This window comes from Streptomyces sp. NPDC102467 (assembly GCF_044765445.1).
Lineage (GTDB): Bacteria > Actinomycetota > Actinomycetes > Streptomycetales > Streptomycetaceae > Streptomyces.
Genome location: NZ_JBIWKA010000001.1, coordinates 583,834 through 610,467, shown reverse-complemented (window position 1 = coordinate 610,467; position 26,634 = coordinate 583,834). Strand labels below are relative to the sequence as shown.

Here is a 26,634-nt window from a genome sequence, read left to right as displayed (position 1 = left end):
TCACTTGCCGGCGGCGGCCGGAGCGTCCTCGCCGAGAAGCTTCCCGTCCGAGGTCTCGAACTGCTTCTTGAACTCCGCGACCGCGTCGTCGATGGCCTGGATGGTGTCCTTCGACATCTTGGCGCCCTCCTTGATGGAGGTCATCAGCCCCTGCTCCTTGCGGTGCAGGTGCTCGAGCAGCTCGCGCTCGAAGCGGCGGATGTCGGCGACCGGGACCTCGTCCATCTTGCCGTTGGTACCGGCCCAGATGGAGACGACCTGGTCCTCGGTGGCCATCGGCTGGTACTGAGCCTGCTTCAGCAGCTCGACCAGACGCTGACCACGCTCCAGCTGCGACTTCGACGCGGCGTCCAGGTCGGAACCGAAGGCGGCGAACGCCTCCAGCTCGCGGTACTGGGCCAGGTCGAGACGGAGTCGGCCGGAGACCTGTCGCATCGCCTTGTGCTGGGCGGAACCACCCACACGGGAGACCGAGATACCGACGTTCAGCGCGGGGCGCTGACCGGCGTTGAACAGGTCGGACTCCAGGAAGCACTGACCGTCGGTGATGGAGATGACGTTGGTCGGAATGAACGCCGAAACGTCGTTCGCCTTCGTCTCGACGATCGGCAGACCCGTCATCGAACCGGCGCCCAGCTCGTCCGAGAGCTTCGCGCAGCGCTCGAGGAGACGGGAGTGCAGGTAGAAGACGTCACCCGGGTAGGCCTCGCGCCCCGGCGGGCGACGGAGCAGCAGGGACACGGCGCGGTAGGCGTCGGCCTGCTTCGAGAGGTCGTCGAAGATGATGAGGACGTGCTTGCCCTCGTACATCCACTGCTGACCGATGGCCGAACCGGTGTACGGCGCCAGGTACTTGAAGCCGGCCGGGTCGGACGCCGGAGCGGCGACGATGGTCGTGTACTCCAGCGCGCCGGCCTCTTCCAGGGCACCACGCACGGAGGCGATGGTGGAGCCCTTCTGACCGATGGCGACGTAGACGCAGCGAACCTGCTTCGACGGGTCGCCGGTGCGCCAGTTGTCACGCTGGTTGATGATCGTGTCGACAGCCAGGGCGGTCTTGCCGGTCTGGCGGTCACCGATGATCAGCTGACGCTGGCCACGGCCGATCGGGGTCATCGCGTCGACGGCCTTGTAGCCCGTCTCCATCGGCTCGTGCACCGACTTACGGGCCATGACGCCCGGAGCCTGCAGCTCAAGGGCGCGTCGGCCGCTGGTCTCGATCTCGCCGAGGCCGTCGATCGGGTTGCCGAGCGGGTCGACGACGCGGCCGAGGTAGCCCTCGCCGACGCCGACGGACAGGACCTCACCGGTGCGCTGCACCGGCTGGCCCTCCTCGATACCGCTGAACTCGCCGAGGACGACGGCGCCGATCTCGCGCTCCTCGAGGTTGAGGGCGAGACCCAGGGTGCCGTCCTCGAACTTCAGCAGCTCGTTCGCCATGGCGGAGGGCAGGCCCTCCACCTTGGCAATGCCGTCGCCGGCCACGGTGACCGTACCGACCTCCTCGCGCGAGGCCGCGTCCGGCTTGTACGCCTGGACAAAGTTCTCCAGCGCGTCCCGGATCTCCTCCGGCCGGATCGTGAGCTCCGCCATCTGGGTTCCCTGCTCTCCTTGTTGGGCCCGAAGTGTTCTTGGGGGGTGGTCTGGGGTCAGCCCCCAGGAATCCTCTGCACGGCCCAACTAGGGCCGTAGGTTGTACGTGGTTGAGGGGTCAGCCGGCCATACGGCGGCTGGCTTCCTCGATGCGGTCCGCGATGGAGCCGTTGATGACCTCGTCGCCCACCTGCACCTTGATCCCGCCGAGGACCGAGGGGTCCACGTCCAGGTTCAGGTGCATCTGGCGGCCGTAGAGCTTCGCCAGGGACTGGCCCAGGCGCTGCTTCTGCTGGTCGCTCAGCGGCACCGCGGTGGTGACGATCGCCACCATGCGTTCCCGGCGATCGGCGGCGAGCTTGGAGAGGGACTCGAGTCCCGCTTCCAGGCTACGTCCCCGGGGCGCGGTCACAAGACGCTCGACGAGTCGCTCGGTGGTGGGCCGGGCCCGTCCGCCGAGAAGCTCCTTGACCAGGGTGCCGCGGGCCGAAGCCGAGGCGCTCTTGTCGGTGAGTGCGGCGCGCAGCTCGGGGTTGGAGCTGACGATCCGCCCGAAGCGGAACAGCTCGTCCTCGACGTCGTCGAGTGTGCCGTTCTGCTGCGCCGCGGACAGGTCCGCGAGGTTGGCCAGCTCCTCCAGGGAGTCGACCAGGTCACGCGATGCCGACCACCGGGAGCGGACCAGACCGGCCACCAGGTCGACGGCTTCGCCGCTGACCTGGCCGGCGAGCAGTCGGCCCGCGAGCTCGGCCTTGGCTTCGCCGGCCTGTGCCGGGTCGGTCAGGACCCGACGCAGCGACACCTCGCGGTGCAGCAGCGCGGTGACCGCGGCCAGGTCGCCGGCGAGCGCCTCGGCGTCGACCGACGTGGAGTCGGTCAGCGCGTCAAGACGCTCACGCGCGGCGGCGAGGGCCTCGCGGCTCGCTCCGTGGACGGTCATCGAGCAGCCTCTGCCTTCGTCGCGGTCTCGTCGAGACCATCGAGGAAGCGGTCGATCGTGCGCGACTGCCGGGCGTGGTCCTCGAGGGACTCGCCGACCAGCTTGCCGGCCAGGTCGGTGGCCAGCTGGCCGACGTCCTGACGCAGCGCCTGAGCGGCGGCCTTGCGGTCGGCCTCGATCTGGCTGTGGCCTGCGGCGATGATGTCCTCACGCTGCCGCTGGCCTTCCGCGCGCATCTCAGCGATGAGCGTGGCGCCCTGCTCCTGCGCCTCCTGGCGCAGCCGCGCGGCCTCGTGCCGGGCCTCGGCGAGCTGAGCCTTGTACTGCTCGAGCACGCTCTGGGCTTCGGTCTGAGCGGCCTCGGCCTTCTCGATACCGCCTTCGATGGCCTCGCGGCGCTCGTCCAGAACCTTGCTGATGTTCGGGAGGAGCTTCTTGGCGAGGAAGCCGAAGACGATGACGAAGGCGATCAGGCCGATCACGAGCTCTGGGATCGGCGGGATCAGAGGGTTCTCAGCCTCTTCAGCCGCCAGCTGAACCAGGGGGCTCATATCAATGCCTTTCGTCGAAAGGGGCGGTCCGACGTCTGGGTCAGGAGGAGGTCGGGTAGACGAACGGCATGACCAGACCGATGAGGGCGAGCGCCTCACAGAAGGCGAAGCCGAGAATCTGGTTGGCGCGGATCAGACCGGCAGCCTCGGGCTGACGGGCGAGCGCCTGGGTGCCGTTACCGAAGATGATGCCGACGCCGACGCCCGGGCCGATGGCCGCAAGGCCGTAACCGATCGAGCCGAGGTTGCCCTTGATTTCGACGCCAGCGGCGAGGGTCTGCGCGAGAGCGGACATGCCGGTTCTTCCTTCTCTTTCAAGTACCGGTGGGGGTTGGCCACCGGATGTCTATGGAATGTGGTGCAGGTACGGACTCAGTGGCCTTCGGCCATCGCGCCCGAAAGGTAGCTGCACGCCAGAAGCACGAACACGTAGGCCTGGACGGCCTGGATGAACAGCTCGAAGGCGGTCATGACGATGACCATCACGAACGAGACGGCCGAGTACGCGATGCCGATGCCGTTGAGCATGTACCAGCTGGCGATCGTGAAGAGCAGCAGCAGGGTGTGACCCGCGAACATGTTCGCGAAGAGTCGCACGGTGTGCGTGAACGGCCGGACGAGCAGGTTCGAGAAGAACTCGATCGTCATCGACAGGGGCAGCACCGCGCCGAGCGACTTGTCGTAACCCGTGAAGTTCTTGAAGGCGCCGACGAAGCCGTGACGCTTGAAGGTGAGAGCCACCCACATCACGTACACGATGCCCGCGATGGCCGCCGGGTACGAAATGATCGCCGTCACCGGGAACTGGGCGATGGGGATGATCGACCAGAGGTTCATCATCCACACGAAGAAGAAGAGCGAGACCATGAAGGGGACGTACTTCTCGCCCTCACGCTTGCCCATCGTCTCGTAGACGATGCCGCGGCGGACGAAGTCGTAACCCGCCTCCGCGATCATCTGGAGCTTGCCGGGGACGATCTTCGGCTTGGCGAAGGCGGCCCAGAAGAAGCCGATGATGACAACCGAGCCGAGCAGCGCCAGGAGCATCGTCTTGTTGAAGTACACGTTGCTGTCCGCGTCGCCCCAGAGGGGCTCGAACAGGAACGAGTGCAGGCCGGGAGCCGGGAAGCCACACCCATCAAAAAGGTGGCAGTCGGTCTCGAAGGCGAGCACCTGCGTCGGGTCAGCACTCACCGCGGGCTCCTTCAGCGTGGCGCATAGGTACGGCAACCTCGTTGTGTCGGCGCGGCGCGCGGCCGCAGTTCGGCACGGGACTGGTGTTACGGATGTGGGGGCGGCAGTCGGGCATCGAGCCTCGCGTTACAGCAGGCGTCAGCTCAGTTGCCCGCGCCCGCGATGCCGCAGTTGGCACCGGACGATAGCAGGGTCGCGATCCCCCACTTATCCCGCCCCTACGCTTCACGATTTCGGCCCCGTCTTCTCGGGCTTGTCGCCCTTCTGGGCGTCGGGCTCGACGTAGAGGATCTTGGCCTTCATGTGGGCGCGCGTCTGCGCGGCGATCCACGCGAGGGTCGAGACCACGAGGGCGATCGCGAACGCCCTCGGGTTGAAGAGTGTCGTGTCCTTGAAGAGCGCCATGAAGATGACCATGAGCAGCAACTGGGCCGCGTAGAGCATCAGGCCCATCATCTGGAACAGGTGCGGAAGTGATTTGGCCGTGCGCTCGAGAACCACGAGTCCGAGCCCCATGAAAACGATCGCCACCAGCGTCCCGACAAGCGCACCGAGGGCCCCCTTGCCACCCGCCGCAGCGGCGCTGACCACGATGGTGATCACGCCAACAGCAGCTGTGGGTACGGCAGTTTTGAGAAGGGTCCGTGCGTCGTTGGACGGCATGGCGGCAGCTCCGCTTATTGATGGGGGCAGGGTGTCGTCATGGACGAGCGTAGTCCGGGGCCGAGACTGAACTTCGGGCCAAGGGACCGTCGCACTACGGTCTTTCGGCTCTATCCCCGGGTTTCGTGAACGGTATCACAAACTATTTGATGCGGTCTTTACCTAGAAGGTGTGCCAACCGTCACACGTGAGGGGGAACCTGCGCGTCTGTGCACTCGCCGGGTCAACTTGTCTGGTATTGCCGCGTTTTCCGCCACGCGTCAGCGTGACGACTCCGCTTTACGCCGATCAGTGAAACGCGAACGAGCGCCAATTGCTGTCGCTCCGTTGACTCCTGCGGGCACCGGGGCCGGCTCCTGCTCGTCCTCGGGCGTCTCGTGCGCCTCCGCGGCCTCCTCCGTCGCGGCGCGGCGGCGGTAGCGCGGCGGCACCAAGTGCTGGGCCCAGCGCGGCGCGTGCGGGGTGAAGCGCGGGAGCAGGAGCAGCACCAGGCCGACGAAGCTCAGCGCGACAATCGTGAGCACAACCCACATTCCGGACGCGGAGTGCACGGAGTAGGCGACCGCGCCGAAGGCGATGAGCGCCGACCAGAAGTACATGATCAGCACCGCGCGGCTGTGGGAGTGCCCGATCTCCAGGAGCCGGTGGTGGAGGTGGCCGCGGTCGGCGGCGAACGGCGACTGCCCGTTCCAGGTGCGGCGCACGATCGCGAGGACGAGGTCCGCGAACGGGATCGCGATGATCGTCAGCGGCATCACGAGCGGGATGAAGACCGGAAGCATCGCGTGCGTGGTGTCCCGCGTACTGCCGCCGAGGTTCAGCTTGAGGGCGTCCGGGTCGATCTGCCCGGTCATGGAGATGGCGCCGGCCGCCAGCACGAGCCCGATGAGCATCGAGCCGGAGTCGCCCATGAAGATCCGGGCCGGATGGATGTTGTGCGGCAGGAAGCCCAGGCACATGCCCATGAGGATGGCCGCGAAGAGCGTCGCGGGGGCCGCGGCCTCGATGCCGTAGCCGTACCAGATCCGGTAGGCGTAGAGGAAGAAGGCCGCTGCTGCGATGCACACCATGCCCGCCGCGAGGCCGTCGAGGCCGTCGACGAAGTTCACCGCGTTGATGGTGATCACCACGAGCGCCACCGTGAGCAGCGTGCCCTGCCACTGGGTCAGGCCGACCGTGCCGACCCCCGGGATCGGCAGCCACAGGATCGTCAGACCCTGCATGACCATGACGCCGGCGGCGATCATCTGGCCGCCCAGCTTGATCAGCGCGTCGATCTCGAACTTGTCGTCCAGCACACCGATCAGCCAGATCAGCGCGGCTCCGGAGAGCAGCGCCCGTGGCTCGTTGGACGAGTCGAAGACCTTGTCCAGGTTGGTGAGGTGGTCGGCGACCAGGAGGCCCGCGCACAGGCCGAAGAACATGGCGATACCGCCGAGCCGCGGTGTGGGTTCTCGGTGCACGTCCCGCGCACGGATCTCCGGCATCGCGCCGGCCACAATCGCGAACTTCCGCACCGGGCCTGTGAGCAGATAGGTCACCGCGGCCGTGATGCAGAGCGTCAGCAGGTATTCACGCACGGGCTTCCCCACAGGTATCGCTGGCCATCTCAGCCCCACACCCTAGCTTCGCGTGCTTGATAGTGGAGACTTCCGGGTAGCGACGATGGTTGCACGAGTTACCGTGCGGTGACGTTCGCGGTCCCGCTCGCGGTGCCGGGCGAGGGTGTTCCGGGTGGGGCTCCTACCCGTTGTCCGGCGGCGTACGGCGGAAATCTCGCGGTGAGTCCGCGGATCTCCTCGCGGACCGTGCGGGCGTCGAGATCACCGCGTACGACACCTGAGAAGAGCATGGCGATCCGTGCCATCTCCGCCTCCGTCATGCCTTGTGTGGTGACGGCGGCGGTGCCCAGGCGCAGGCCGCGGCCGTCTCCGTGGGGCAGGGCGCAGGTGTCCAGGACCATTCCGGCGGAGGCCAGACGGCCGCGGGCCACTTGGCCCAGTACGCCGAGCGGCGCCGAATCCACGGTGACGAGGTGGGTGTCGGTGCCGCCCGTGGTGACGGCGAAACCCTGCGCGCCCAGCGCTGCGGCCAGCACCCGCGCATTGGCGACGACCTGATGCGCGTACCCGCTGAAGGCGGCCGTCGCCGCCTCGCCGAACGCGACGGCCTTCGCGGCGATCGTGTGCATCTGCGCGCCGCCCTGCGTGAACGGGAAGACGGCCCGGTCGACCCGGTCCGCGAGGTCGGCGCCGCACAGCAGCATGCCGCCGCGCGGGCCGCGCAGCACCTTGTGCGTGGTCGCGCAGACGATGTCGGCGTACGGGACCGGGTTCGGGGCCGCTCCCCCGGCGACGAGCCCGATGGGGTGCGCGGCGTCGGCGATGAGGTGGGCGCCCACCTCGTCGGCGATGGCGCGGAAGGCCGCGTAGTCGATGTGCCGGGGGTAGGAGATCGAGCCGCACACGATGGCCTTGGGGCGGTGGGCGCGGGCGGCGGCACGAACCTCGTCGTAGTCGATGAGCCCGCTCTCGGCGTCGGCGCCGTACGGCACGAAGTCGAACCAGCGGCCGGAGAAGTTGGCCGGTGAGCCGTGCGTGAGGTGGCCGCCGGACGGCAGGCCCATGGCGAGCACGGTGTCGCCGGGGCGCAGCAGCACCGCGTACGCGGCGAGCACGGCCGAGGAGCCGGAGTGCGCCTGTACGTTGACGTGCTCGGCGCCGAAGAGGGCCTTCGCCCGGTCGATCGCGATGCGCTCGGCCACGTCGACGAGTTCGCAGCCGCCGTGGTGGCGGGCGCCGGGGTAGCCCTCCGCGTACTTGTTCGCGAGGGGGGAGCCGAGGGCTTCGAGGACCGCGGGCGAGACGAAGTTCTCCGCGGCGATCAGCTGGAGGGAGTCGGCCTGGCGGGCCGCCTCGCCGTGGATGATCTCGGCCAGTTCGGGGTCCTGGCGCGTTAGCTCCGCAAGGGGTGCGGGGTGAGGCGTGACCGGCATCTTTCCAATGTAGGTCCGGGGGGCTCGGGGCGCCTGGGGGTGCCGCCACGGGGCTCCGCCCCGGACCCCGCTCCTCAATCGCCGGAGGGGCTGGTTGTGGAAACGCCGGAGGGGCTGATTGTGGAAACGCCCGGAGGGCTGGTTCGGGCTACTTCACGCCCGTCAGGGCGCGGACCACCGGCGCCAAGGCCTCGTTGATCTCGCCGCCCACCGAGCGGAAGAAGGGCAGCGGGGCGCCGTACGGGTCGTACACCTCGTCCGCCTCGACGCTCGGGGCGAGCAGCCAGCCGCGCAGCGCCGCCGCGGCCCGCACCAGGGACCGTGCGCGCTGCACCACGCCGCTCTCCAGCGGGTCGGGGAGGGTCGCGGGGTCTATGGCCTGCACGAGCCGCGTGAACTCCTTCAGCGTGAACGTGCGCAGGCCCGCGCTGTGGCCCATGGAGATGACCTGGGCGCGGTGGTCCCGGGTCGCGGTCAGCACGAGGTCGGCTCTTATGACGTGGTCGTCCAGGAGCTCGCGGCCGACGAAGCCGGAGGCGTCCGCGCCGAAGTCGGCGAGGACCGTCTCCGCGTTGGCCTCCATCGGGGCTCCCTCGTGGCCCCAGGTGCCCGCGCTCTCCACGATGAGCCCGCCGGCCAGCGGGTCGCCGAGCCGGTCCGCGAGGGCGTGCCGGGTCAGCCGCTCGGTGATCGGCGAGCGGCACACGTTGCCGGTGCTGACGTGGAGGATGCGGAAGGAGTCGCCGGGGAGCGAGAGCGCCCCGTAGTCGGTGCCTATGCCACGCCCCGTCTCAGGGGCTGTCAATTCGCCACCTCGAGGTCGGGTACGACCTTGCGCAGTTCGTCGGCGGTGAGCGCACCGGCGCGCAACAGCACCGGGACCTTGCCGGTGACGTCGACGATCGACGAAGGGACGATGCCGGGGGTGGGGCCGCCGTCGAGGTAGACGGAGACGGAGTCGCCCAGCATCTCCTGGGCGGCGTCGCAGTCCTCGGGAGCGCGGTGGCCCGTGAGGTTGGCGGAGGACACGGCCATCGGGCCGACCTCGGTGAGCAGTTCGATGGCGACCGGGTGCAGCGGCATGCGGACGGCGACGGTGCCGCGGGTCTCGCCCAGGTCCCACTGGAGGGACGGCTGGTGCTTGGCGACGATCGTCAGGGCACCGGGCCAGAACGCGTCGACGAGCTCCCAGGCCATCTCGGAGAAGTCCGTGACGAGGCCGTGCAGCGTGTTCGGGGAGCCGATGAGGACGGGGCTCGGCATGTTGCGGCCACGGCCCTTGGCCTCCAGGAGGTCACCGACCGCCTCGGCCGCGAACGCGTCGGCGCCGATGCCGTAGACGGTGTCGGTGGGCAGCACGACGAGCTCACCGCGACGAACGGCGGAGGCGGCTTCACGCAGACCGGTAGCGCGGTCGGTCGCGTCGTTGGTGTCGTAACGCCGTGCCATTTAGCGGGCCTCCAGCTCTGCGTACTGCTCTGCGTACTGCTCTGCGTTGTGCTCGATGTGGTGAAGCGCGGTGTGGGTCACGGCATCGCCTTGCGGGCGGTCGCGAACCGCGGCCGGTTGTTCAGGTCGGGGTGATCGGCGGCGTCCGCCCAGCCCCGCTCCTCGGTGAAGATCCACGGCACCAGGCCGCCCTGCGTGTCCGCGTGCTCGATGACGACGACGCCGCCGGGGCGCAGCAGACGGTGGGCGGTGCGCTCGATGCCGCGGATCAGGTCGAGGCCGTCCTCGCCGGAGAACAGCGCCATGTCCGGGTCGTGGTCGCGGGCCTCGGGAGCCACGTACTCCCACTCGGTGAGCGGGATGTAGGGCGGGTTCGAGACGACGAGGTCGACCTGTCCGTCGAGGTCGGGGAAGGCCTCCAGGGCGTCTCCCTGGCGCAGGTCGACCCTGGACCCCTCGACGTTCTTCCGCGTCCACTTCAGGGCGTCCTCGGACAGCTCCACGGCGTGTACACGCGAGCGCGGGACCTCCTGGGCGAGCGCGAGCGCGATGGCGCCGGAGCCGGTGCACAGGTCGACGATGAGCGGCTCGACGACGTCCATGGCGCGTACGGCGTCTATGGCCCATCCGACGACCGACTCGGTCTCCGGGCGCGGCACGAAGACGCCGGGCCCGACCTGGAGCTCCAGGTAGCGGAAGTACGCGCGCCCTGTGATGTGCTGGAGCGGCTCGCGGGCCTCGCGGCGCGCGGTCACCTCCCAGTACCGGGCGTCGAAGTCCGCGTCCTTGACGGTGTGCAGCTCGCCCCGCTTCACGCCGTGCACGAAGGCGGCGAGCTCCTCGGCGTCGTTGCGCGGCGAGGGCACGCCCGCGTCGGCGAGACGCTGGGTGGCCTGCGCCACTTCCGCGAGCAGCACGCTGCGGGGGTTCGGGGGCCGCCCCCCAAGATGTTGCTGCACGCTGGTCCTCCGAGCTGTCTTACGGGCCGTACGGGCTGACGCGCGCCTGCCCGTGCTTACGCGGCGGCGAGCTTGGCGGCCGAGTCCGCGTCGACGCACGCCTGGATCATGGCGTCGAGATCACCGTCGAGCACCTGGTCCAAGTTGTACGCCTTGAAACCGACACGGTGGTCCGAGATGCGGTTCTCCGGGAAGTTGTACGTACGGATCTTCTCGGAGCGGTCGACGGTGCGGACCTGGCTGCGGCGGGCGTCCGCGGCTTTGCTCTCCGCTTCCTCCTGGGCCGCCGCGAGCAGCCTGGAGCGCAGAATACGCATCGCCTGCTCCTTGTTCTGCAGCTGGCTCTTCTCGTTCTGGCAGGAGGCCACGACTCCGGTGGGCACGTGCGTGATGCGCACCGCGGAGTCGGTCGTGTTGACGGACTGGCCGCCGGGCCCGGAGGAGCGGTAGACGTCGATCCGCAGGTCGTTCATGTTGATCTCGACGTCGACCTCCTCGGCCTCGGGCGTGACCAGCACACCGGCCGCGGAGGTGTGGATACGGCCCTGCGACTCGGTCGCCGGGACGCGCTGCACACGGTGCACGCCGCCCTCGTACTTCAGCCGCGCCCAGACGCCCTGGCCGGGCTCGGTCGCGCCGTTGCCGCCCTTGGTCTTCACGGCGACCTGGACGTCCTTGTAGCCGCCCAGCTCCGACTCGGTGGCGTCGATGATCTCGGTCTTCCAGCCGACGCGCTCGGCGTACCGCAGATACATGCGCAGCAGGTCACCGGCGAACAGCGCGGACTCGTCGCCACCCGCGCCGGCCTTGACCTCGAGGATCACGTCCTTGTCGTCGGACGGGTCGCGGGGCACCAGCAGAAGCCGCAGCTTCTCGGTGATCTCCTCGCGCGACTTCTCGAGCTCCTTGACCTCGGCCGCGAAGTCCGGGTCGTCGGCGCCCAGTTCACGTGCGGTCTCGATGTCGTCGCCGGTCTGCTTCCAGGAGCGGTACGTCGCGACGATCGGGGTGAGCTCTGCGTAGCGCTTGTTCAGCTTGCGCGCGTTGGCCTGGTCGGCGTGGACCGACGGGTCCGCGAGCTTCTGTTCCAGATCGGCGTGCTCACCGATGAGGTCCTCGACGGCCTCGAACATCTCCGGCTCCTGCGGGTACGGGGGTCAAAAGGGGGGGCTGCATCGCAAAGCGCCGGTCCCGGTGCCCCTGCGATCGGGGCACCGGAGACCGGCGCTGGAGCCTCGCTACTTGTTGGCAGCCGCAGCCTTGCCGAAGCGGGCCTCGAAGCGGGCCACACGGCCACCGGTGTCGAGGATCTTCTGCTTGCCCGTGTAGAACGGGTGGCACTCGGAGCAGACCTCGGCACGGATGGTGCCGGAGTCGATGGTGCTACGAGTGGTGAATTCCGCGCCGCAGGTGCAGCTGACCTGGGTCTCGGTGTACTCGGGGTGGATGTCGCGCTTCAAGGTGTCTCCTAGGTTCGGGAGGGCGCCGGGTCGCTGACGCGGATTGCGGGAGCGTGAACCGGAGCCGACGGACCAGTCTGCCAGGACTGGGCGCATCTCCCAAAACCAGGGTGGGTCCTCAACTATTCCCGGCGGCTTTCAAACCTGCTTCACCGGCTATTTGAGAACGCCGTCCGCGGTGCCGGAAGCGGTGCCCTCGCCGGCCGACTTCGGGATCGCCTTGTCGGACTTCAGGGCCTTCCAGACCTGGTCGGACTTGGTCCGGTCGACCAGGACGCGGTTGGCGTCGGCCGTGTCGTACTGCACCGGCATCGTCACCATGTTCATGTCGTTCGAGCCGATGCCCTTGAGCCCGCCCGCGAACGAGGTCAGGTCCTTGACGGAGGCCAGGTCGGAGTCGGTCGTCACGGACTTCGTGGCCGTGTCCGCGAGGTCGTACAGCTTCTTGGGGTTGCTGAAGACGCCGACGTGCTTGATCTGGTCCATCAGGGCCTTCATGAACGCCTGCTGGAGCTGGATCCGGCCCAGGTCACTGCCGTCGCCGACGCCGTGCCGGGTCCGTACGAGACCGAGTGCCTGCTTGCCGTCGAGCTTGTGGGTGCCCGCGTCGAGCTGGAGGTGGCTGTCGGGGTCGTCGATCGCCTTGCTGGTCGTCACCTCGACGCCGCCGAGGTCGTCGATCAGGTCCTGGAAGCCGCTGAAGTCGACCTCTACGTAGTGGTCCATCCGGATGCCGCTCATCGACTCGACGGTCTTGACCGCGCAGGCCGCGCCGCCGGTGGAGTAGGCGGAGTTGAACATGACGTCGTTCTGCGCCGGGTGCTCGGTGCCGTCCTTGTCGGTGCACGACGGCCGCTCTATGAGGGTGTCCCGGGGTATGGAGACGATGCTCGCCTTCTTGTGCCCCTTGTAGACGTGGACGACCATCGCGGTGTCCGAGCGGGCGCTGCCGTCATCGGTGCCGCCGCCGGCCTTCTTGTTGCTGCCGGCCCGGCTGTCGGAGCCGAGCACGAGGATGTCCTGCGAGCCGTTGTCGACGTTGTCGGGCCGGTCGGCGCCCAGGGCCTGGTTGATGTCGACGCTCTTGATGTTGCCGTTGAGCTTGAAGTACACGTACCCGAGGCCGGTGCCGCCGAGGACGACGATGCCCGCCGCGCTCCACGCCACGACGCGCAGCGCCTTGCCGCGCCCGGCGTTCGGCTTGCGGCGGCGGCCCTTGGCGCGGTGGCGCCCGGGCTTGCTGTCACTGTCGGGCATGTGCTCCTCGCAGGTCTGTCTTCCTTCGGTCCGCTCTGCTCTTCACTCGGTGTGACGGCGAACCGTCCTGAAGGGTTGCACAGCGCGATGTGCCCGCAGCGGGGCGAACGGATCATGAAACGGCGCGGGACGAAAGTCCCCCACCGCTCTCACCTGCACCTTTGTCACCAGCAACCGCATGCTTCACAGGGGCACCGGATTCTTATGCCTGTGGTGAAGGTCTCGGGCGCAAACGAAAGGGCTGGGCCCCGCCGCAGGTGCGGCGGGGCCCAGCCCTGGTCCGTGCGCGTCCGTGCTTGTCTGTGCTTGTCTGTGCTTGTCAGAAGCGTCAGTCGTTGCCGTTGCCCGGCGCCGGCGTCGTCTTCTGGATCTGGAGCAGGAACTCCGCGTTGGACTTCGTCTGCTTCATCTTGTCGAGGAGCAGCTCGATCGCCTGCTGCTGGTCGAGCGCGTGCAGCACGCGGCGCAGCTTCCAGGTGATCGCGAGTTCGTCGCTGCCGAGCAGGATCTCTTCCTTACGGGTACCGGACGCGTCGACGTCCACCGCCGGGAAGATGCGCTTGTCGGCGAGCTTGCGGTCGAGCTTGAGCTCGGCGTTGCCGGTGCCCTTGAACTCCTCGAAGATCACCTCGTCCATGCGGGACCCGGTGTCCACCAGCGCGGTGGCGAGGATGGTGAGCGAGCCGCCGTCCTCGATGTTGCGCGCGGCACCGAAGAAGCGCTTCGGCGGGTACAGGGCGGTCGAGTCGACACCACCGGACAGGATGCGCCCGGAGGCCGGGGCCGCCAGGTTGTAGGCGCGGCCCAGACGCGTGATGGAGTCGAGCAGCACGACGACGTCGTGGCCCAGCTCGACGAGGCGCTTGGCGCGCTCGATGGCGAGCTCGGCGACCGTCGTGTGGTCCTCGGCCGGACGGTCGAAGGTCGAGGAGATGACCTCGCCCTTGACCGACCGCTGCATGTCGGTGACCTCTTCCGGACGCTCGTCGACCAGGACGACCATCAGGTGGCACTCGGGGTTGTTGATGGTGATCGCGTTGGCGATCGCCTGCAGGATCATGGTCTTGCCGGTCTTCGGCGGGGCCACGATCAGACCGCGCTGGCCCTTACCGATCGGCGCGACGAGGTCGATGATGCGGGTCGTCAGCACGCCCGGGTCGGTCTCCAGGCGGAGCCGGTCCTGCGGGTAGAGGGGCGTCAGCTTGTTGAACTCCGGCCGCCCGCGCCCGGATTCGGCCGCCATGCCGTTCGCCGAGTCGAGGCGGACGAGCGCGTTGAACTTCTCGCGGCGCTCGCCGTCCTTGGGCTGGCGGACCGCACCGGTGACGTGGTCGCCCTTGCGCAGGCCGTTCTTGCGGACCTGGGCGAGGGAGACGTAGACGTCGTTGGGGCCCGGGAGGTAGCCCGACGTACGGATGAAGGCGTAGTTGTCGAGGATGTCGAGGATGCCCGCGACGGGGATCAGGACGTCGTCCTCGGAGACCTGCGGCTCGTTGCCGAAGTTGCCGCCCTCTTCGCGCCCACGACGCCCGCGGCGGTCGCGGTAACGGCCCCGGCGGCCGCGCCGGCCACCCTCGAAATCGTCGTCGTCCTGCGGGCCGTTGTTGCGGTCGCGGTCCCGGTCCTGACGGCCGCCGCCCTGCTGCTGCCGGCCGCCGCCCTGGTCCTTGTTGCCCTGACCGCCCTGGCCGCCCTGCTCCTCGCCCTTGCCGCGGCGGTCACGGTCGCGGCCACCACGGTCACCGCGGTCGCCACCCCGGTCCCCGCGGTCGGCACGCTCGCCACCACGGTCACGGCGGTCGCGACGGTCACGACGGCCGTCGTTGCTGTTGTCCTGGCCGCCGTCGCCCTTGTTCTCGGCGCCGTCCTGCTTGTCCTGCTTCGGCTCGGCCTTCGCGGCCTCGGCCGTGGCCGTCTCGGGGCTGCCCGCCTCCGAGGTGGCACGCCGACGACGGCGCTCGTTGGCCGGCTGCTCGTCCCCCGCGCCCTGGCCGGGGATGTCGATCTGCTGCTGGTCGGCGGTCTTCTTCGCCTTGGCCGAGCCGCTGTCGCCGGTCTCGGCCTTCTCCGCCTTGGCCTGCGCGGCGTCGGCCGCGGGCTCGTCGCCGGTGCGGGCCTTGGAGGTGGCCCGGCGCTTCGGCTTCGTCTCGGCGGCGTCGGCGCTCTTCGCGGGGGCGCCGCCACCCGACTGCGCCTCCTTGATGACCTCGATCAGCTGGCTCTTGCGCATCCGCGCGGTGCCCCTGATACCGAGGCCCGATGCGACCTGCTGCAGCTCGGCCAGCACCATGCCGTCAAGGCCGGTACCGCGGCGCCGCCGGGAGCCCGAAGCACCGGCGGCAGGCGCGGCAGAGGCATCCGTGGAGGGCGCCGCAGCAGAGCTGTCGGCAACGCCCATCAGATCGGTGGTGTCGCTCACGAAGGGTCCTTCCCTGGAGCGGACGTCGGCCTGTCTGGCTCGGCGACCGGTCGTGCTGTCCGGCGGTGGTCCTGCCTGTACGGACCGTGCCGGGGCGGTTGTCCGCCGATGAGGCGGAAGAATTCAGTGGTGACGGCGATTCGCGAACGCGCGGGTGCACTGGATTTCTGTGTCACGCGGCTCGGTCACGCCGGTTCCGGAGCATGCTCGCCAACGCTCAGTACCGCGTCCCGGCATAGAAGGACGCTGTACGGAATTGCTGGGGAGGCTCCCGGAAGAATGGTTGTCCCGGACGGGGACACACAGCACCTCGCCATGGTGGGGTCGGGTGCAGACTTGAGGTTAACACTACCGGATCCAACAAACATTCCCCCTCTCGTAATCCGGCAACCGTACGTTTTTGATCAATCGGGAGAGGAGCCGAGCGGCAGCACGCTGGCTCCGCGGGCGTCGAGGGCCAGACGGTTCGCGGCCCATCCCTCTCCGGCCAGTCGGGCGACCTTGTCGGCCGTTCCGTCCTCCACCAGAGCGATGACCGTCGGCCCCGCCCCGGAAATCATTGCGGGAACCCCGTCGGCCCGCAGCCGCTCCACAAGTGCCGCGCTCTCCGGCATGGCGGGAGCCCGGTAGTCCTGGTGGAGACGGTCCTCGGTGGCCGGCAGCAGCAGCTCGGGGCGCCTGGTCAGGGCCTCGACGAGCAGGGCCGCCCGGCCCGCGTTGGCCGCTGCGTCCACATGGGGGACGGTGCGCGGCAGCAGTCCTCGCGCCATTTCGGTGAGGACCGGCTTCGACGGTACGAAGACCACCGGCACGACGGACGGCGCGGCGTCCAGACGGATCGCCCGCCCCGCGCCGGACTCCATCCAGGCGATGGTGAAGCCGCCGAGCAGACAGGGGGCCACGTTGTCGGGGTGGCCCTCGATCTCGGTGGCGAGTTCGAGCAGGGCCGCGTCGTCGAGCCGGGCGTCGCCGCCTATGGTCACCGCGCGCGCGGCGACGACCGCCGCGACGATGGCGGCGGAGGACGAGCCCAGGCCGCGGCCGTGCGGGATGCGGTTGGCGCAGACGATCTCCAGGCCGCGCGGCTGCCCGCCGAGCAGGTCGAAGGCGGTGCGCAGGGACCGTACGAGAAGGTGCGACTCGTCGCGCGGCAGGGTCTCGGAGCCCTCGCCTGCGATGTCGATGTTCAGCCCGGAGTCGGCGACCCTGACGACGACGTCGTCATAGAGCCCCAGCGACAGGCCCAGGGCGTCGAAACCCGGGCCGAGATTGGCGCTGGTGGCAGGGGTGCGCACCCTGACGGCGGCGGCGCGGAACGCGGGACCGGCCATCGCTCGATGACTCTCCTTGAGCTGCGGGACGTTCCGGGCGTCTCCGAAAACCGGTGGGACTGACGAGATCCGCGAGATCCGCGGGATCGGGGAGATCCGCGAGATCGGCGAGATGTGCGACGGTCGAGGTATTCGGGAACTTCCGAGACTTCCGATGTCTTGTGCTGCGTACGACGACACCCGGGCCGCGAACGACGGAACCACGGCGGAATTGCGCCGGAAAACGACGGAACGGCGGCGGCACCGCGGCATATGCGGCGGGCGGGTTCGGTACAGCCTATCGAAGGAAGGTTCTGTGGCGACATAGGGCGCACAGGAGGCGCACGATGCGTGTCGTAAGCCCCCTGTGCACCCCCCGTACGGATACGCCCGGTTGACGGGATATCAACGCCGGGTTTCGACTCAGGCGAGACCGAGCCGCTCGGCGGCCGCGGCCGCGTCGACCGGCACGGTGACCGGCTGCGGAGCGCCGGAGACGGCCCAGTCGGGGTCCTTGAGGCCGTTCCCCGTGACGGTGCAGACGATCTTCTGACCCGGGTCGACCTTGCCCTGCTCGGCGGCCTTCAGCAGACCGGCGACCGACGCGGCGGACGCGGGCTCGACGAAGACACCCTCCTGGGCCGCCAACAGCTTGTAGGCGCGCAGGATCTCACGGTCCGTCACCTCGTCGATGAAGCCGCCGGACTCGTCGCGCGCGGCGAGCGCGTAATTCCACGACGCCGGGTTTCCGATACGGATCGCGGTCGCGATCGTCGACGGGTCCTTGACGATCTCGCCGCGCACGATCGGCGCGGAACCGGAAGCCTGGAAACCCCACATGCGCGGCGTACGGGACGACACCGAGTCGGCGGCGTACTCCTTGTAGCCCTTCCAGTAGGCCGTGATGTTGCCCGCGTTGCCGACCGGGAGGACGTGGATGTCGGGTGCGTCGCCGAGCGCGTCCACGATCTCGAACGAGGCGGTCTTCTGGCCCTCGATACGGAACGGGTTGACCGAGTTGACCAGCGCCACCGGGTAGTTCTCGGAGAGGCTGCGGGCCAGGTTCAGGCAGTCGTCGAAGTTGCCGTCGACCTGGAGGATCTTCGAACCGTAGACGAGCGCCTGGCCCATCTTGCCGAGCGCGATCTTGCCGCGGGGCACGAGGACGGCGCAGAGCATGCCGGCGCGCACGGCGTAGGCCGCGGCGGAGGCGGAGGTGTTGCCGGTGGACGCGCAGATGACGGCCTGCGCGCCTTCCTCCTTGGCCTTGGTGATGGCCATGGTCATGCCGCGGTCCTTGAAGGAGCCGGTGGGGTTGGCGCCTTCCACCTTCAGGTGGACCTCGCACCCCGTGCGCTCGGAGAGGACCTGCGCGGGCACGAGCGGCGTGCCGCCCTCGCGCAGCGACACGACCGGCGTGGTGCCGGTCACCGGGAGCCGGTCCCGGTACTCCTCGATGATGCCGCGCCACTGGTGGGTCATTCCGGTCATCCCTGCTACTCCCCTTCAACACGCATGATGCTGGCGACACCGCGCACGGTGTCGAGCTGACGCAGCGCGTCCACGGTCCCGGTGAGGGCCGCGTCCGCCGCGCGATGGGTGACGACGACAAGGGAGGCCTCGCCGTCCTTCCCCGACTGCCGCACGGTGTCGATGGACACCCCGTGCTCGGCGAAGACCGTCGCCACCTGGGCGAGCACGCCCGGCTTGTCGGCCACGTCGAGGCTGATGTGGTACCGCGTCACGGAGTCGCCCATGGGTGAGACGGGCAGTTGCGTGTACGCGGAGTCGCCGGGTCCCGTCGCGCCGTTGAGGCGGTTGCGGCAGACGGCGACGAGGTCGCCGAGTACGGCGGACGCGGTCGGCGAACCGCCGGCACCGGGCCCGTAGAACATCAACTGCCCGGCGGCCTCGGCCTCGACGAACACGGCGTTGTAGGCGCCGCGCACGGAGGCGAGAGGGTGGTCGAGCGGAATCATCGCGGGGTGCACGCGGGCCGTAACGGAACCACCGTCGAGGGCGCGCTCACAGATGGCGAGCAGCTTGATGGTGCACCCCATCTCGTTCGCTGACGCGAAGTCGGCGGCGGTCACCTCGGTCATGCCCTCGCGGTACACGTCGTCGAGACGTACGCGCGTGTGGAAGGCGATCCCGGCGAGGATGGCGGCCTTGGCCGCCGCGTCGAAGCCCTCGACGTCGGCGGTCGGGTCGGCTTCGGCGTACCCGAGGGCGGTGGCCTCGTCGAGGGCTTCCTGGTAGCCCGCCCCGGCCGAGTCCATCTTGTCGAGGATGAAGTTGGTCGTGCCGTTCACGATCCCGAGGACGCGGTTGACCTTGTCACCCGCGAGGGACTCGCGCAGCGGCCGGATCAGCGGGATGGCCCCGGCGACGGCAGCCTCGTAATAGAGGTCCCGCCCCTGCTCGACGGCGGTGGCGTGCAGCGCGGCACCGTCCTGCGCGAGCAGCGCCTTGTTGGCCGAGACGACGGAGGCGCCGTGCTCGAAGGCGGTGGTGATGAGGGTGCGCGCGGGCTCGATCCCCCCGATGACTTCGACCACCACGTCGATGTCGCCCCGTTTGACGAGGGCGGTGGCGTCGGTGGTGACGAGGGCCGGGTCGATCCCTTCGCGCACCTTCGAGGGCCGCCGCACGGCCACCCCCGCGAGCTCCACCGGGGCACCGATGCGGGCGGCGAGGTCGGCGGCGTGCGTCGTCATGATGCGCGCCACCTCTGAGCCGACGACCCCACAGCCCAGCAGCGCCACCTTCAGCGGACGCGTACGCATCATCCGACCTCGTTTCCTCTGTTACTACATCTACTTCTGTTGCTACATCTGCTGCTGTTACTACGTACTACGTCTGCAGCTGTTACTACATCTGCAGCTGTTACTACATCTGCAGCTGTTGCTACATCTACTGCTGTTACTACATCTGCTTCGACGTATCTCTACGGTGGAACCAGTCTCACGCACCGGACCGGTCTTATTGTCCCCGGTCCGGTGGGTGAGACAGATATTTCATCACCCGACATCGAGACGCAGGAGATCTTCCTCCGTCTCACGCCGGACGATCACCCGGGCCTCGCCGTCGCGCACGGCGACGACCGGCGGGCGAAGCGCGTGGTTGTAGTTGCTGGCCATGGAGCGGCAGTACGCGCCGGTGGCCGGCACGGCGATCAGATCGCCGGGCGCGATGTCCGCCGGCAGGAATGCGTCCTTGACCACGATGTCGCCGCTCTCGCAGTGCTTACCTACGACGCGGACCAGCATGGGCTCGGCATCCGAGCGACGGGAGACGAGGGCGACCGTGTACTCGGCGTCGTACAGGGCGGTCCTGATGTTGTCGGACATACCGCCGTCGACGGAGACGTACGTACGCAGCCCTTCGAGCGGCTTGACCGTGCCGACGGTGTAGAGCGTGAAGGCGGTCGGCCCGACGATGGCGCGACCGGGCTCCACCGAAATACGCGGCGTACTAAGCGACGCCGCCTCGCACTCCCGCGTGACGATCTCACCGAGCGCCTTGGCGATCTCCTGCGGCTCGCGGGGGTCGTCGTCGCTCGTGTACGCGATGCCGAGGCCGCCACCGAGGTCGATCTCCGGGAGCTCGACGCCGTGCTCGTCCCGCACCTCGGCGAGCAGCCCGACGACGCGGCGCGCGGCGACCTCGAAGCCGGCCATGTCGAAGATCTGCGACCCGATGTGGCTGTGCACGCCGATGAGCTCGATGCCGTCGAGCTTCAGGGCCCGCCGCACGGCCTCGGCGGCCTGTCCCCCGGCCAGCGCGATGCCGAACTTCTGGTCCTCGTGCGCCGTGGCGATGAACTCGTGCGTATGGGCCTCGACCCCGACGGTCACCCGGATCTGCACGCGCTGCCGCTTGCCGAGGCCCTCGGCGATGTGCGCGACACGGACGATCTCCTGGAAGGAGTCGAGGACGATGCGCCCGACACCGACGGAGACGGCGCGCTCGATCTCCTCCTCGGTCTTGTTGTTGCCGTGGAAAGCGATGCGCTCGGCGGGCATGCCGGCGGAGAGGGCGGTGGCGAGCTCGCCGCCGGAGCACACATCCAGATTGAGCCCCTCCTCGTGCAGCCACCGCACGACGGCACGCGACAGGAAGGCCTTGCCCGCGTAGAAGACATCGGCGTCGGGCCCGAACGCGTCACGCCACGCGGCGCACCGGGCCCGGAAGTCGGTCTCGTCGAGGAAGTAGGCCGGGGTGCCGAACTCCTCGGCGAGCCGGGCCACTTCGATCCCGCCGACCCGTACACCACCGTCGGCGGTACGCGCCACGGTCTGCGCCCACACCTTCGGGTCGAGGACGTTCAGATCGGCGGCCGGGGCGGTGTAGTGCCCCTCGGGCAGGACGTCGGCGTGGCGGGGGCCTGCGGGGTGTGCGGAACGGCTCATGACTGCGGGGCGCTCTCTTCGTCTTCTCTACAACTATGTCTACAGGTACGCGGGGGCGTCGATGCCGAGCAGGGTCAGGCCGCCGGCCAGCACCGTCCCGGTGGCTTCGGCGAGCGCGAGCCGGGCGCGGTGGGCGGCCGAGGGTTTCTCCTCACCTTGGGGCAGCGCGCCGACGGAGATCCGCGTGTCGGCGAGAAAGGCGTCGGCTACGTCGACGAGATGCCGGGCGAGGCGGTCCGGGGCGCGGTGGCGGGCGGCGGTGAGGAGGATGCGGGGGTGGTCGGTCAGGGCGGCGACGAGGTGGTGAAGGGGGTGTGGGTCGTGGTGTGGGCCGTGGTGGGGGTCGTCGTCTGTGGCGGCGACGAGGTGATGAGGGTGGTGATCGTCGTCCATGGCGGCGAACGCGCCGGGATCGCTCGCGAAGCCGAGGTCGGCGGCGTTGCGGGTGAGGGCGCGGGTGCGGGAGTGGGCGTACCGGACGCGGAAGAGCGGGTTCGACTCCCGCTGGGCGAGGTGCCCGGCCCGGTCCTCGACGGATTCGGTACGGGGCCGGTCGTGCGCGGCGGGGTACAGCAGGGCCCAGCGACCGGCGTCGACCCCGAGCCTGCGCGGATCCAGGTCGGCGGGAACGGGCCTGTACGTGACGTCGCCCGGGTCCTCGGGGTGCTCGACCTCGACTTCGGCGCCCTGGCTGCGGCCGATACGGGCGACTGCGTCGGCGAGGATCTCGGCGCGGGGCTCGCGCGGGATGCGCAGGTCGATGCACTGACCGCGGAGGGCTTCCCCATGCCCGTAGGCGAGGCCGCTCTCCCGGATGCTTCGCAGCAGGCCGGCGGCGTGCGGGTCCCGGGCGCTGAGGGTGAAATTGAGGAACCCCGGCCCTGTCACATCGACGGCCGCGATACCCGGGCTGCCGGCAAGCCGCCGGGAAAGGACCTCGGCGACCTGCCGCGGCGACCGTCCCGCAGGCCGGGACAGTTGCAGGGCCACGTTCGTGGCGTAGTCCCCGTGACCACCGGGCCGAGGCCGCTCGACGACGATCCGCTCGCTCCCACGCCCGACCGCCCCCGGGCCGAGCTCACCCTCGTCCACCGCACGGCGCACGGCGCGCAGCACGGTGTCGGAGAGCTCTGCGGGGGTCACGGGGTAAGCGTAGGGGAGGAGGGGGGTGGGTAGGCGAGTCGGTTTGGCGGATGGTCCGGGATGCGGACGGTTGGGGGCGTCGGGGCGGGGGCGGTGGGGTGACCGGTGATCGTGGGTGGCTGGGGGTGCGGGTCTGGGCTGGAGGCGGGTGATCGATGGGGCCAGGCCAGGGGTGCGCGGGTAAATCGGCCGATGAACATGCGGCAGCAGGCGATCGGTAGGTACGCCACGACCGAGCGCGAGCCATCGGAGGGAACTGAATCTTCCTGAGGAGCTGAAGCTGCCGGAGGAACTGACCGGCGGGGGAAACGGAGCTGGTGGAGGACTTGAAGCTGCCGGGGGGCTGGAGCTGCCGGAGGATCAAGGCTGATGGAGAAACTGACCGGCGGAGCTGATTGACGTCGCTGATCGGTGGAGCTGACTGTCGTCGCTGATCGGTGGAGCTGATTGACGTCGCTGTCAGGCGTCCGCGGTGCGGCCGGCGCGCTCGGACTCATCCGCGGTGGGGTCGGAGGTGCCGAGCCTGGGGCTACCGGCGGCACTGCTGCCGTCCTCACCGCCATGTCCCCCCGCTACCGCTGCCGCTGCCGCGGTCTCCGACGCCGCCCGCCCGCGCTCACTCAACTGCCCTACCAGGCGCACGAGTTCATTGGGCTCGAAGGGCTTGGCCAGGAAAGCGTCGATGCCGACATCGAGCCCGTTCTCCACCTCGTACTGGGTGCACGCACTGACGACGACGATGGGCAGGCCGCTGGTCCGCGCGTCCCCGCGCAGCCGCGCGGCGGTCCGCAGTCCGTCGAGACGCGGCATGACCACGTCCAGAGTGATGACATCGGGCCGCACCTGATGCACCACGTCCAGGCATTCGACACCATCGGCCGCGGTCACGACCTCGAAGCCCTCCAGCTCGAGATTGACCCTGATCAACTGCCGGATGACCTTGTTGTCGTCCACAACGAGGACCCGGCCCGACGCGCCTGGCACAACTCGAGAGTAGGTCGGCCCCCACCATCGCGTCCGGGTTTTCCCCACTTCCGCCCCGTACAGGGGACCCGACCCGCAGCCTGCCCCCCGCAACTACAGGCGACCAAGATCGGCCCCTACCCCTCCACTACAGGCGGCCAGCGCGGGCTATGCCCCCTCGGCTACAGGCGGCCGGACGCGGGCCCTGCCCCCTCACCCCTAGGCGACCAGGCTCGGACCCCGCCCCTCCAACACCCGCCGCCCGACCCTCTCCCCAACCCCTGCCGAACCTTCCGTCCGGGCCGGAAATACCTGTTCACGAGGACCCCGGATCAGCTGGTAGGGTTCAACCCGTCGCCGCTCACCAAGTGGCGGACGCCCCCGTAGCTCAGGGGATAGAGCAACGGCCTCCGGAGCCGTGTGCGCAGGTTCGAATCCTGCCGGGGGCACCTTGTATGAGGTGCCCAAAGACCCCGTCACCAGCGGAGACGCTGAGGCCGGGGTCTTTTGCGTGCGCCGCCCTATGCTGCTCTGGAGGGATCCGGGAGCCTCACGCGGCTCGCTCAGTGGTCACTCGCGAGCGCCCGGTCCGGCGTATCAGCGCAGTTGCTCGGCCAGGCCGACGATGATGCCCGCTGGGCCGCGGAGGTAGCAGAGCAGGTAGCTGTCCTCGAACTGGGCGATCTCGCCGAGGAGTTCGGCGCCGTGGGGGCGTAGGCGGGCAACCGTGTCCTTGATGTCGTCGACCGCGAACATGACGCGGTGCGTGCCCAGGATGTTGTGTGGCTGGTTGCGCGGCCCGGCGCTGATCACCGCGGGGGTGCGGTACTTCGACAGCTCGAGTCGGCTGTGCCCGTCCGGGGTCCGGACCATCGCGATGTCGCAGTGGACGCCGTCGAGTCCGGTGCACTGGTCGGCGACGAGGCCCTTGACCTCCGCCCTGCCCTCCAGCTCCATACCGAGTTCCACGAAGAACGCGATGGCGGCATCCATGTCCTCGACGACGATGCCGACGTTGTCCATCCGCTGAATCGCCATGCTGCTTTCTCCTTCTTTTTCGTCCGGCCGGTGGTGGCCGCCGATATCCCTGGGACGGAGCTGATGGCACGTTCTCGACACCCGCGGACCGACGAACGACGAACGACGAGAATGGCTCCCGTGCCGGTCAGGTGGCGCGGGGCGGGTTGCACCAGGCGCCTTTCGAGCGGCGTGGAGTCGGTCTGCCCCGACCATAGGCCCCTCTGAGGGCGCCCGAGGCGAAAGTTCAACCGGTCGCCTCTGTCGCGCCGTACCGCCCCGACCAGCATGGATGCCATGGAGAATCCAGGTCGGGCGTTGATGGACGGGGCACGGGAGACGCAGGTCGAGCCGGTTGTTCGGCTTGTCGGGCCACCCGCCGCCAGATCCTGCAGATGATGTCGGTCGAGGCGGCCCTGGTGCCGTTGAGCAGGAGCGTCCTCGGCACGGCCCTGCCCGGCGGGACCCCGTGGGTCGCGGGGCGGCAGCCCTGACCCTGGTGACAACGCAGCTCGCCGCGGGCGCGGTGCTGCGCGGGGGGCCCATAGGAACCGCGGCCTTTGGGAGCAACGGCCGTTGGGGGCGCAGTTGTCCGGTCCCCTGCCCCGCCCCCGCCCTACAACGGTGTCGCCGCGTGCAGGATCACGATCAGGGTGACCACCGAGTTCGCCGACGCCATCGCCGAGATCATGGTGCCGGCCAGCGCCGCCCAGGCCGCCACTCCGACCGCCGTGCACAGCGGCGGCCAGGTGCGGGGCGCGGGTGGCGGGCCGAGCAGGGCGGCGACCCGGCGCGGCACCGGGCCCGGGGCGGCGAAGGCGGGTGCCCCGGACGGAGCGGGCGGCCCGGGGAGCGTCCTGCTCGGGGTGAGCAGGGCCGCTTTGCCGACCGCGCGGGCCGTCAGGCGCCGGTCGCCCACGGCGCGGGCCGCCTCCTCGTCGGCCCAGCGTTCCACGGTGTACGTCACGGAGGTTCGCAGGGGCCGTAGGAACGGGTTGGCGCGGGCCGTGAGGCCGGTCAGCAGGAGGTGGCGGTGGTGGCCGACCACGAGGTGGGCGCGTTCGTGCGCGAACAGGGCCCGGCGTTCCGGGGAGTTGAGGCCCGCCAGCATCCCGGTCGATACGACGATGCGGCCGTCCGGGAGCGCGCGGGCGTACGGGATCGCGTCGGGCAGGACCGCGATCCCGCGGCGCGGCGGGAGTCCCGCGAGGGCGCGGGTCGCTTGCCGTCCGGTCCTGCGGCGGTGCAGCAGGAACGCCGTGCACGACGCGAGGACCGCGCCGAGCGCACCGACCGCCGCCTTGCCGACGACCTCGTCGTGCGGCACCGCGGCCCGTACCTCAGGGTCGGCCCAGCCGTCCGGCAGCGGGTTGCCGGGCAACTGGGCCGTGCCGACGATCGCGAGCAGGCCCAGGCACAGCGTGCTGCTCAGGCCGAGGACGCCACCCACCGCGGTGAGCAGCAGGGTCGCCGCGCGCGGGTGGAGGTGCCGTTCGGCGAGGCGCGCGACCGGCCACGCGGTCAGCGGGAGGACAAGAGGGAGGAACACGGCGAAACCCATGATCAGCGGCCCTCGGTGTTCCCAGAGTTCCTGGTGTTCGTGGTGTTCCCGACGGCCTCCGCCTTATCCGCCTCGTCCGCCTCGTCCGCCTCGTCCGCCTCGTCCGCCTCGTCCGCCTCGTCCGCCGTCAACAGAGCGCGGAGCAGTTGCTCGTCGTTCGCCGAGAGGCTCGACACGAAGCTGGTCAGGACGGCGGCCCGGTCGCTCTCTCCGTCCAGGACCCGGCGCATGCGGTGGGCCGCAAGACCGGCTTCGTCGGACGCGGCGGTCCAGGTGAAGGAGCGGCCGACGCGTTCGCGGGTGACCGCGCCCTTGGCCTGGAGGCGGGTGAGGATCGTGATCACCGTCGTGTAGGCGAGTGTGCCGCCGAGGCGCTCGCGCACCCAGCCCGCGGTCACCGGGGACGGAGCCTCGCACAGGGCCGCGAGCACCTGGCCCTCCAACTCGCCCTGCCCGCGCCTGCGCCCGCTCTCGTCCTGGTTCGCCACGTCGCCCCTCCCCGTCACCGTTTCCGTCCCCGTCTCCGCCCCTGCCTCTGTCCCTGCCCCTGCCCCTGCCCCTGCCCCGATCCTCCTTCTACGCGTCGCAACTCATGGTAGAAGCACAGGATTCCGTCCGACTTGGGCGCCGAAGTCCGACTCCGCCCACCGTTGCGCTGTGACAGCCGCCACCCATGGCCGGCACAGGTTTACGTCAGCCTCGATGGGTGACTACCGTGCGTGGGATGTCTCGCAGCCACTGGAATCCC

23 protein-coding genes, 1 tRNA gene and 1 pseudogene are annotated in these 26,634 nt (G+C 69.6%); 1 reads left to right on the top strand and 24 read right to left on the bottom strand.

The features are described 5' to 3' along the window. From atpA to ACIREE_RS02635, 21 genes are all read right to left on the bottom strand, one after another. Complete coding sequence (gene atpA, locus ACIREE_RS02735) at positions 1-1,593, bottom strand: F0F1 ATP synthase subunit alpha (RefSeq protein ID WP_404145145.1); 1,593 nt, start codon at positions 1,591-1,593, stop codon at positions 1-3. A gap of 118 nt (positions 1,594-1,711) precedes the next feature. Continuing rightward, entirely contained in the window at positions 1,712-2,533 is an 822-nt protein-coding gene (locus tag ACIREE_RS02730) for a F0F1 ATP synthase subunit delta (protein ID WP_404145143.1), read from the bottom strand. Then, positions 2,530-3,084, bottom strand: a complete 555-nt coding sequence (locus ACIREE_RS02725) for a F0F1 ATP synthase subunit B (protein WP_404145141.1) — start codon at positions 3,082-3,084, stop codon at positions 2,530-2,532. Before ACIREE_RS02725 ends, ACIREE_RS02730 begins: the two co-directional genes overlap by 4 nt. Before the next feature lie 40 nt (positions 3,085-3,124). Then, positions 3,125-3,379, bottom strand: a complete 255-nt coding sequence (locus tag ACIREE_RS02720) for a F0F1 ATP synthase subunit C (protein ID WP_404145139.1) — start codon at positions 3,377-3,379, stop codon at positions 3,125-3,127. 77 nt (positions 3,380-3,456) lie between these two features. Continuing rightward, positions 3,457-4,278: a F0F1 ATP synthase subunit A gene (gene atpB / locus ACIREE_RS02715; protein ID WP_404145138.1), complete on the bottom strand. Its 822-nt coding sequence runs from the start codon at positions 4,276-4,278 to the stop codon at positions 3,457-3,459. A 225-nt stretch (positions 4,279-4,503) separates the two neighbouring features. After that, the gene (locus tag ACIREE_RS02710) at positions 4,504-4,941 is read right to left on the bottom strand and encodes a hypothetical protein (RefSeq protein WP_404145136.1); all 438 of its coding nucleotides are present in this window, start codon (positions 4,939-4,941) and stop codon (positions 4,504-4,506) included. Between the two features lie 260 nt (positions 4,942-5,201). After that, positions 5,202-6,521: an MraY family glycosyltransferase gene (locus tag ACIREE_RS02705; RefSeq protein WP_404145135.1), complete on the bottom strand. Its 1,320-nt coding sequence runs from the start codon at positions 6,519-6,521 to the stop codon at positions 5,202-5,204. 98 nt (positions 6,522-6,619) lie between these two features. Next, a complete protein-coding gene (glyA, locus tag ACIREE_RS02700; RefSeq protein WP_404145133.1) occupies positions 6,620-7,936 on the bottom strand; it encodes a serine hydroxymethyltransferase in 1,317 nt (438 codons plus the stop codon). Between the two features lie 148 nt (positions 7,937-8,084). Beyond that, the gene (locus tag ACIREE_RS02695) at positions 8,085-8,741 is read right to left on the bottom strand and encodes a protein-tyrosine-phosphatase (RefSeq protein ID WP_404145132.1); all 657 of its coding nucleotides are present in this window, start codon (positions 8,739-8,741) and stop codon (positions 8,085-8,087) included. Continuing rightward, positions 8,738-9,385 (bottom strand): L-threonylcarbamoyladenylate synthase, encoded by a 648-nt coding sequence (locus ACIREE_RS02690; RefSeq protein ID WP_363195937.1) that lies wholly within the window; start codon positions 9,383-9,385, stop codon positions 8,738-8,740. Before ACIREE_RS02690 ends, ACIREE_RS02695 begins: the two co-directional genes overlap by 4 nt. Before the next feature lie 77 nt (positions 9,386-9,462). Further along, positions 9,463-10,302 (bottom strand): peptide chain release factor N(5)-glutamine methyltransferase, encoded by an 840-nt coding sequence (gene prmC, locus ACIREE_RS02685; protein ID WP_404145342.1) that lies wholly within the window; start codon positions 10,300-10,302, stop codon positions 9,463-9,465. Positions 10,303-10,400: 98 nt separating this feature from the next. Beyond that, positions 10,401-11,477, bottom strand: coding sequence for a peptide chain release factor 1 (prfA, locus tag ACIREE_RS02680; RefSeq protein WP_404145130.1), 1,077 nt, complete (start codon positions 11,475-11,477; stop codon positions 10,401-10,403). 105 nt (positions 11,478-11,582) lie between these two features. Further along, the gene (gene rpmE / locus ACIREE_RS02675) at positions 11,583-11,804 is read right to left on the bottom strand and encodes a 50S ribosomal protein L31 (protein WP_404145128.1); all 222 of its coding nucleotides are present in this window, start codon (positions 11,802-11,804) and stop codon (positions 11,583-11,585) included. A 156-nt stretch (positions 11,805-11,960) separates the two neighbouring features. Then, positions 11,961-13,061, bottom strand: coding sequence for an LCP family protein (locus ACIREE_RS02670; protein WP_404145126.1), 1,101 nt, complete (start codon positions 13,059-13,061; stop codon positions 11,961-11,963). A 328-nt stretch (positions 13,062-13,389) separates the two neighbouring features. Further along, a complete protein-coding gene (rho, locus tag ACIREE_RS02665) occupies positions 13,390-15,480 on the bottom strand; it encodes a transcription termination factor Rho (protein ID WP_404145124.1) in 2,091 nt (696 codons plus the stop codon). A gap of 404 nt (positions 15,481-15,884) precedes the next feature. Then, positions 15,885-16,811 carry a homoserine kinase gene (gene thrB / locus ACIREE_RS02660; protein WP_404145122.1) on the bottom strand — a complete coding sequence of 309 codons (927 nt, stop codon included), beginning with the start codon at positions 16,809-16,811 and terminating at the stop codon, positions 15,885-15,887. 402 nt (positions 16,812-17,213) lie between these two features. Further along, positions 17,214-18,272: a threonine synthase gene (gene thrC / locus ACIREE_RS02655; protein ID WP_404145340.1), complete on the bottom strand. Its 1,059-nt coding sequence runs from the start codon at positions 18,270-18,272 to the stop codon at positions 17,214-17,216. Between the two features lie 14 nt (positions 18,273-18,286). Then, on the bottom strand, positions 18,287-19,579 hold the full coding sequence (locus ACIREE_RS02650) for a homoserine dehydrogenase (RefSeq protein ID WP_404145120.1): 1,293 nt from the start codon (positions 19,577-19,579) through the stop codon (positions 18,287-18,289). A 231-nt stretch (positions 19,580-19,810) separates the two neighbouring features. Beyond that, the gene (gene lysA / locus ACIREE_RS02645; protein WP_404145118.1) at positions 19,811-21,202 is read right to left on the bottom strand and encodes a diaminopimelate decarboxylase; all 1,392 of its coding nucleotides are present in this window, start codon (positions 21,200-21,202) and stop codon (positions 19,811-19,813) included. Positions 21,203-21,241: 39 nt separating this feature from the next. Then, positions 21,242-22,345 (bottom strand): ArgS-related anticodon-binding protein NrtL, encoded by a 1,104-nt coding sequence (gene nrtL, locus ACIREE_RS02640; protein ID WP_404145117.1) that lies wholly within the window; start codon positions 22,343-22,345, stop codon positions 21,242-21,244. A 459-nt stretch (positions 22,346-22,804) separates the two neighbouring features. Next, entirely contained in the window at positions 22,805-23,377 is a 573-nt protein-coding gene (locus ACIREE_RS02635) for a response regulator (protein WP_404145115.1), read from the bottom strand. A gap of 308 nt (positions 23,378-23,685) precedes the next feature. Between ACIREE_RS02635 and ACIREE_RS02630 the strand changes: the two genes are divergently transcribed. Next, positions 23,686-23,757 (top strand) — tRNA-Arg (locus ACIREE_RS02630). A 148-nt stretch (positions 23,758-23,905) separates the two neighbouring features. Here the strand turns inward: ACIREE_RS02630 and ACIREE_RS02625 are convergent. The 3 genes and pseudogenes from ACIREE_RS02625 to ACIREE_RS02615 form a co-directional block, all read right to left on the bottom strand. Next, positions 23,906-24,346, bottom strand: a complete 441-nt coding sequence (locus tag ACIREE_RS02625; protein WP_404145113.1) for a VOC family protein — start codon at positions 24,344-24,346, stop codon at positions 23,906-23,908. 595 nt (positions 24,347-24,941) lie between these two features. Further along, entirely contained in the window at positions 24,942-25,886 is a 945-nt protein-coding gene (locus ACIREE_RS02620) for a M56 family metallopeptidase (RefSeq protein WP_404145111.1), read from the bottom strand. Between the two features lie 110 nt (positions 25,887-25,996). Continuing rightward, positions 25,997-26,374, bottom strand: a pseudogene (locus tag ACIREE_RS02615) (BlaI/MecI/CopY family transcriptional regulator); the annotation flags it as partial. Positions 26,375-26,634 lie beyond the last annotated feature (260 nt).

Excerpts from the sequence above, each read along its gene's own strand:
- atpA (WP_404145145.1), bottom strand. The coding sequence starts at position 1,593 with ATGGCGGAGCTCACGATCCGGCCGGAGGAGATCCGGGACGCGCTGGAG.
- ACIREE_RS02730 (WP_404145143.1), bottom strand. The coding sequence starts at position 2,533 with ATGACCGTCCACGGAGCGAGCCGCGAGGCCCTCGCCGCCGCGCGTGAG.
- ACIREE_RS02725 (WP_404145141.1), bottom strand. The coding sequence starts at position 3,084 with ATGAGCCCCCTGGTTCAGCTGGCGGCTGAAGAGGCTGAGAACCCTCTG.
- ACIREE_RS02720 (WP_404145139.1), bottom strand. The coding sequence starts at position 3,379 with ATGTCCGCTCTCGCGCAGACCCTCGCCGCTGGCGTCGAAATCAAGGGC.
- ACIREE_RS02710 (WP_404145136.1), bottom strand. The coding sequence starts at position 4,941 with ATGCCGTCCAACGACGCACGGACCCTTCTCAAAACTGCCGTACCCACA.
- glyA (WP_404145133.1), bottom strand. The coding sequence starts at position 7,936 with ATGCCGGTCACGCCTCACCCCGCACCCCTTGCGGAGCTAACGCGCCAG.
- ACIREE_RS02690 (WP_363195937.1), bottom strand. The coding sequence starts at position 9,385 with ATGGCACGGCGTTACGACACCAACGACGCGACCGACCGCGCTACCGGT.
- prfA (WP_404145130.1), bottom strand. The coding sequence starts at position 11,477 with ATGTTCGAGGCCGTCGAGGACCTCATCGGTGAGCACGCCGATCTGGAA.
- ACIREE_RS02670 (WP_404145126.1), bottom strand. The coding sequence starts at position 13,061 with ATGCCCGACAGTGACAGCAAGCCCGGGCGCCACCGCGCCAAGGGCCGC.
- thrB (WP_404145122.1), bottom strand. The coding sequence starts at position 16,811 with ATGGCCGGTCCCGCGTTCCGCGCCGCCGCCGTCAGGGTGCGCACCCCT.
- thrC (WP_404145340.1), bottom strand. The coding sequence starts at position 18,272 with ATGACCCACCAGTGGCGCGGCATCATCGAGGAGTACCGGGACCGGCTC.
- ACIREE_RS02650 (WP_404145120.1), bottom strand. The coding sequence starts at position 19,579 with ATGATGCGTACGCGTCCGCTGAAGGTGGCGCTGCTGGGCTGTGGGGTC.
- lysA (WP_404145118.1), bottom strand. The coding sequence starts at position 21,202 with ATGAGCCGTTCCGCACACCCCGCAGGCCCCCGCCACGCCGACGTCCTG.
- ACIREE_RS02625 (WP_404145113.1), bottom strand. The coding sequence starts at position 24,346 with ATGGCGATTCAGCGGATGGACAACGTCGGCATCGTCGTCGAGGACATG.
- ACIREE_RS02620 (WP_404145111.1), bottom strand. The coding sequence starts at position 25,886 with ATGGGTTTCGCCGTGTTCCTCCCTCTTGTCCTCCCGCTGACCGCGTGG.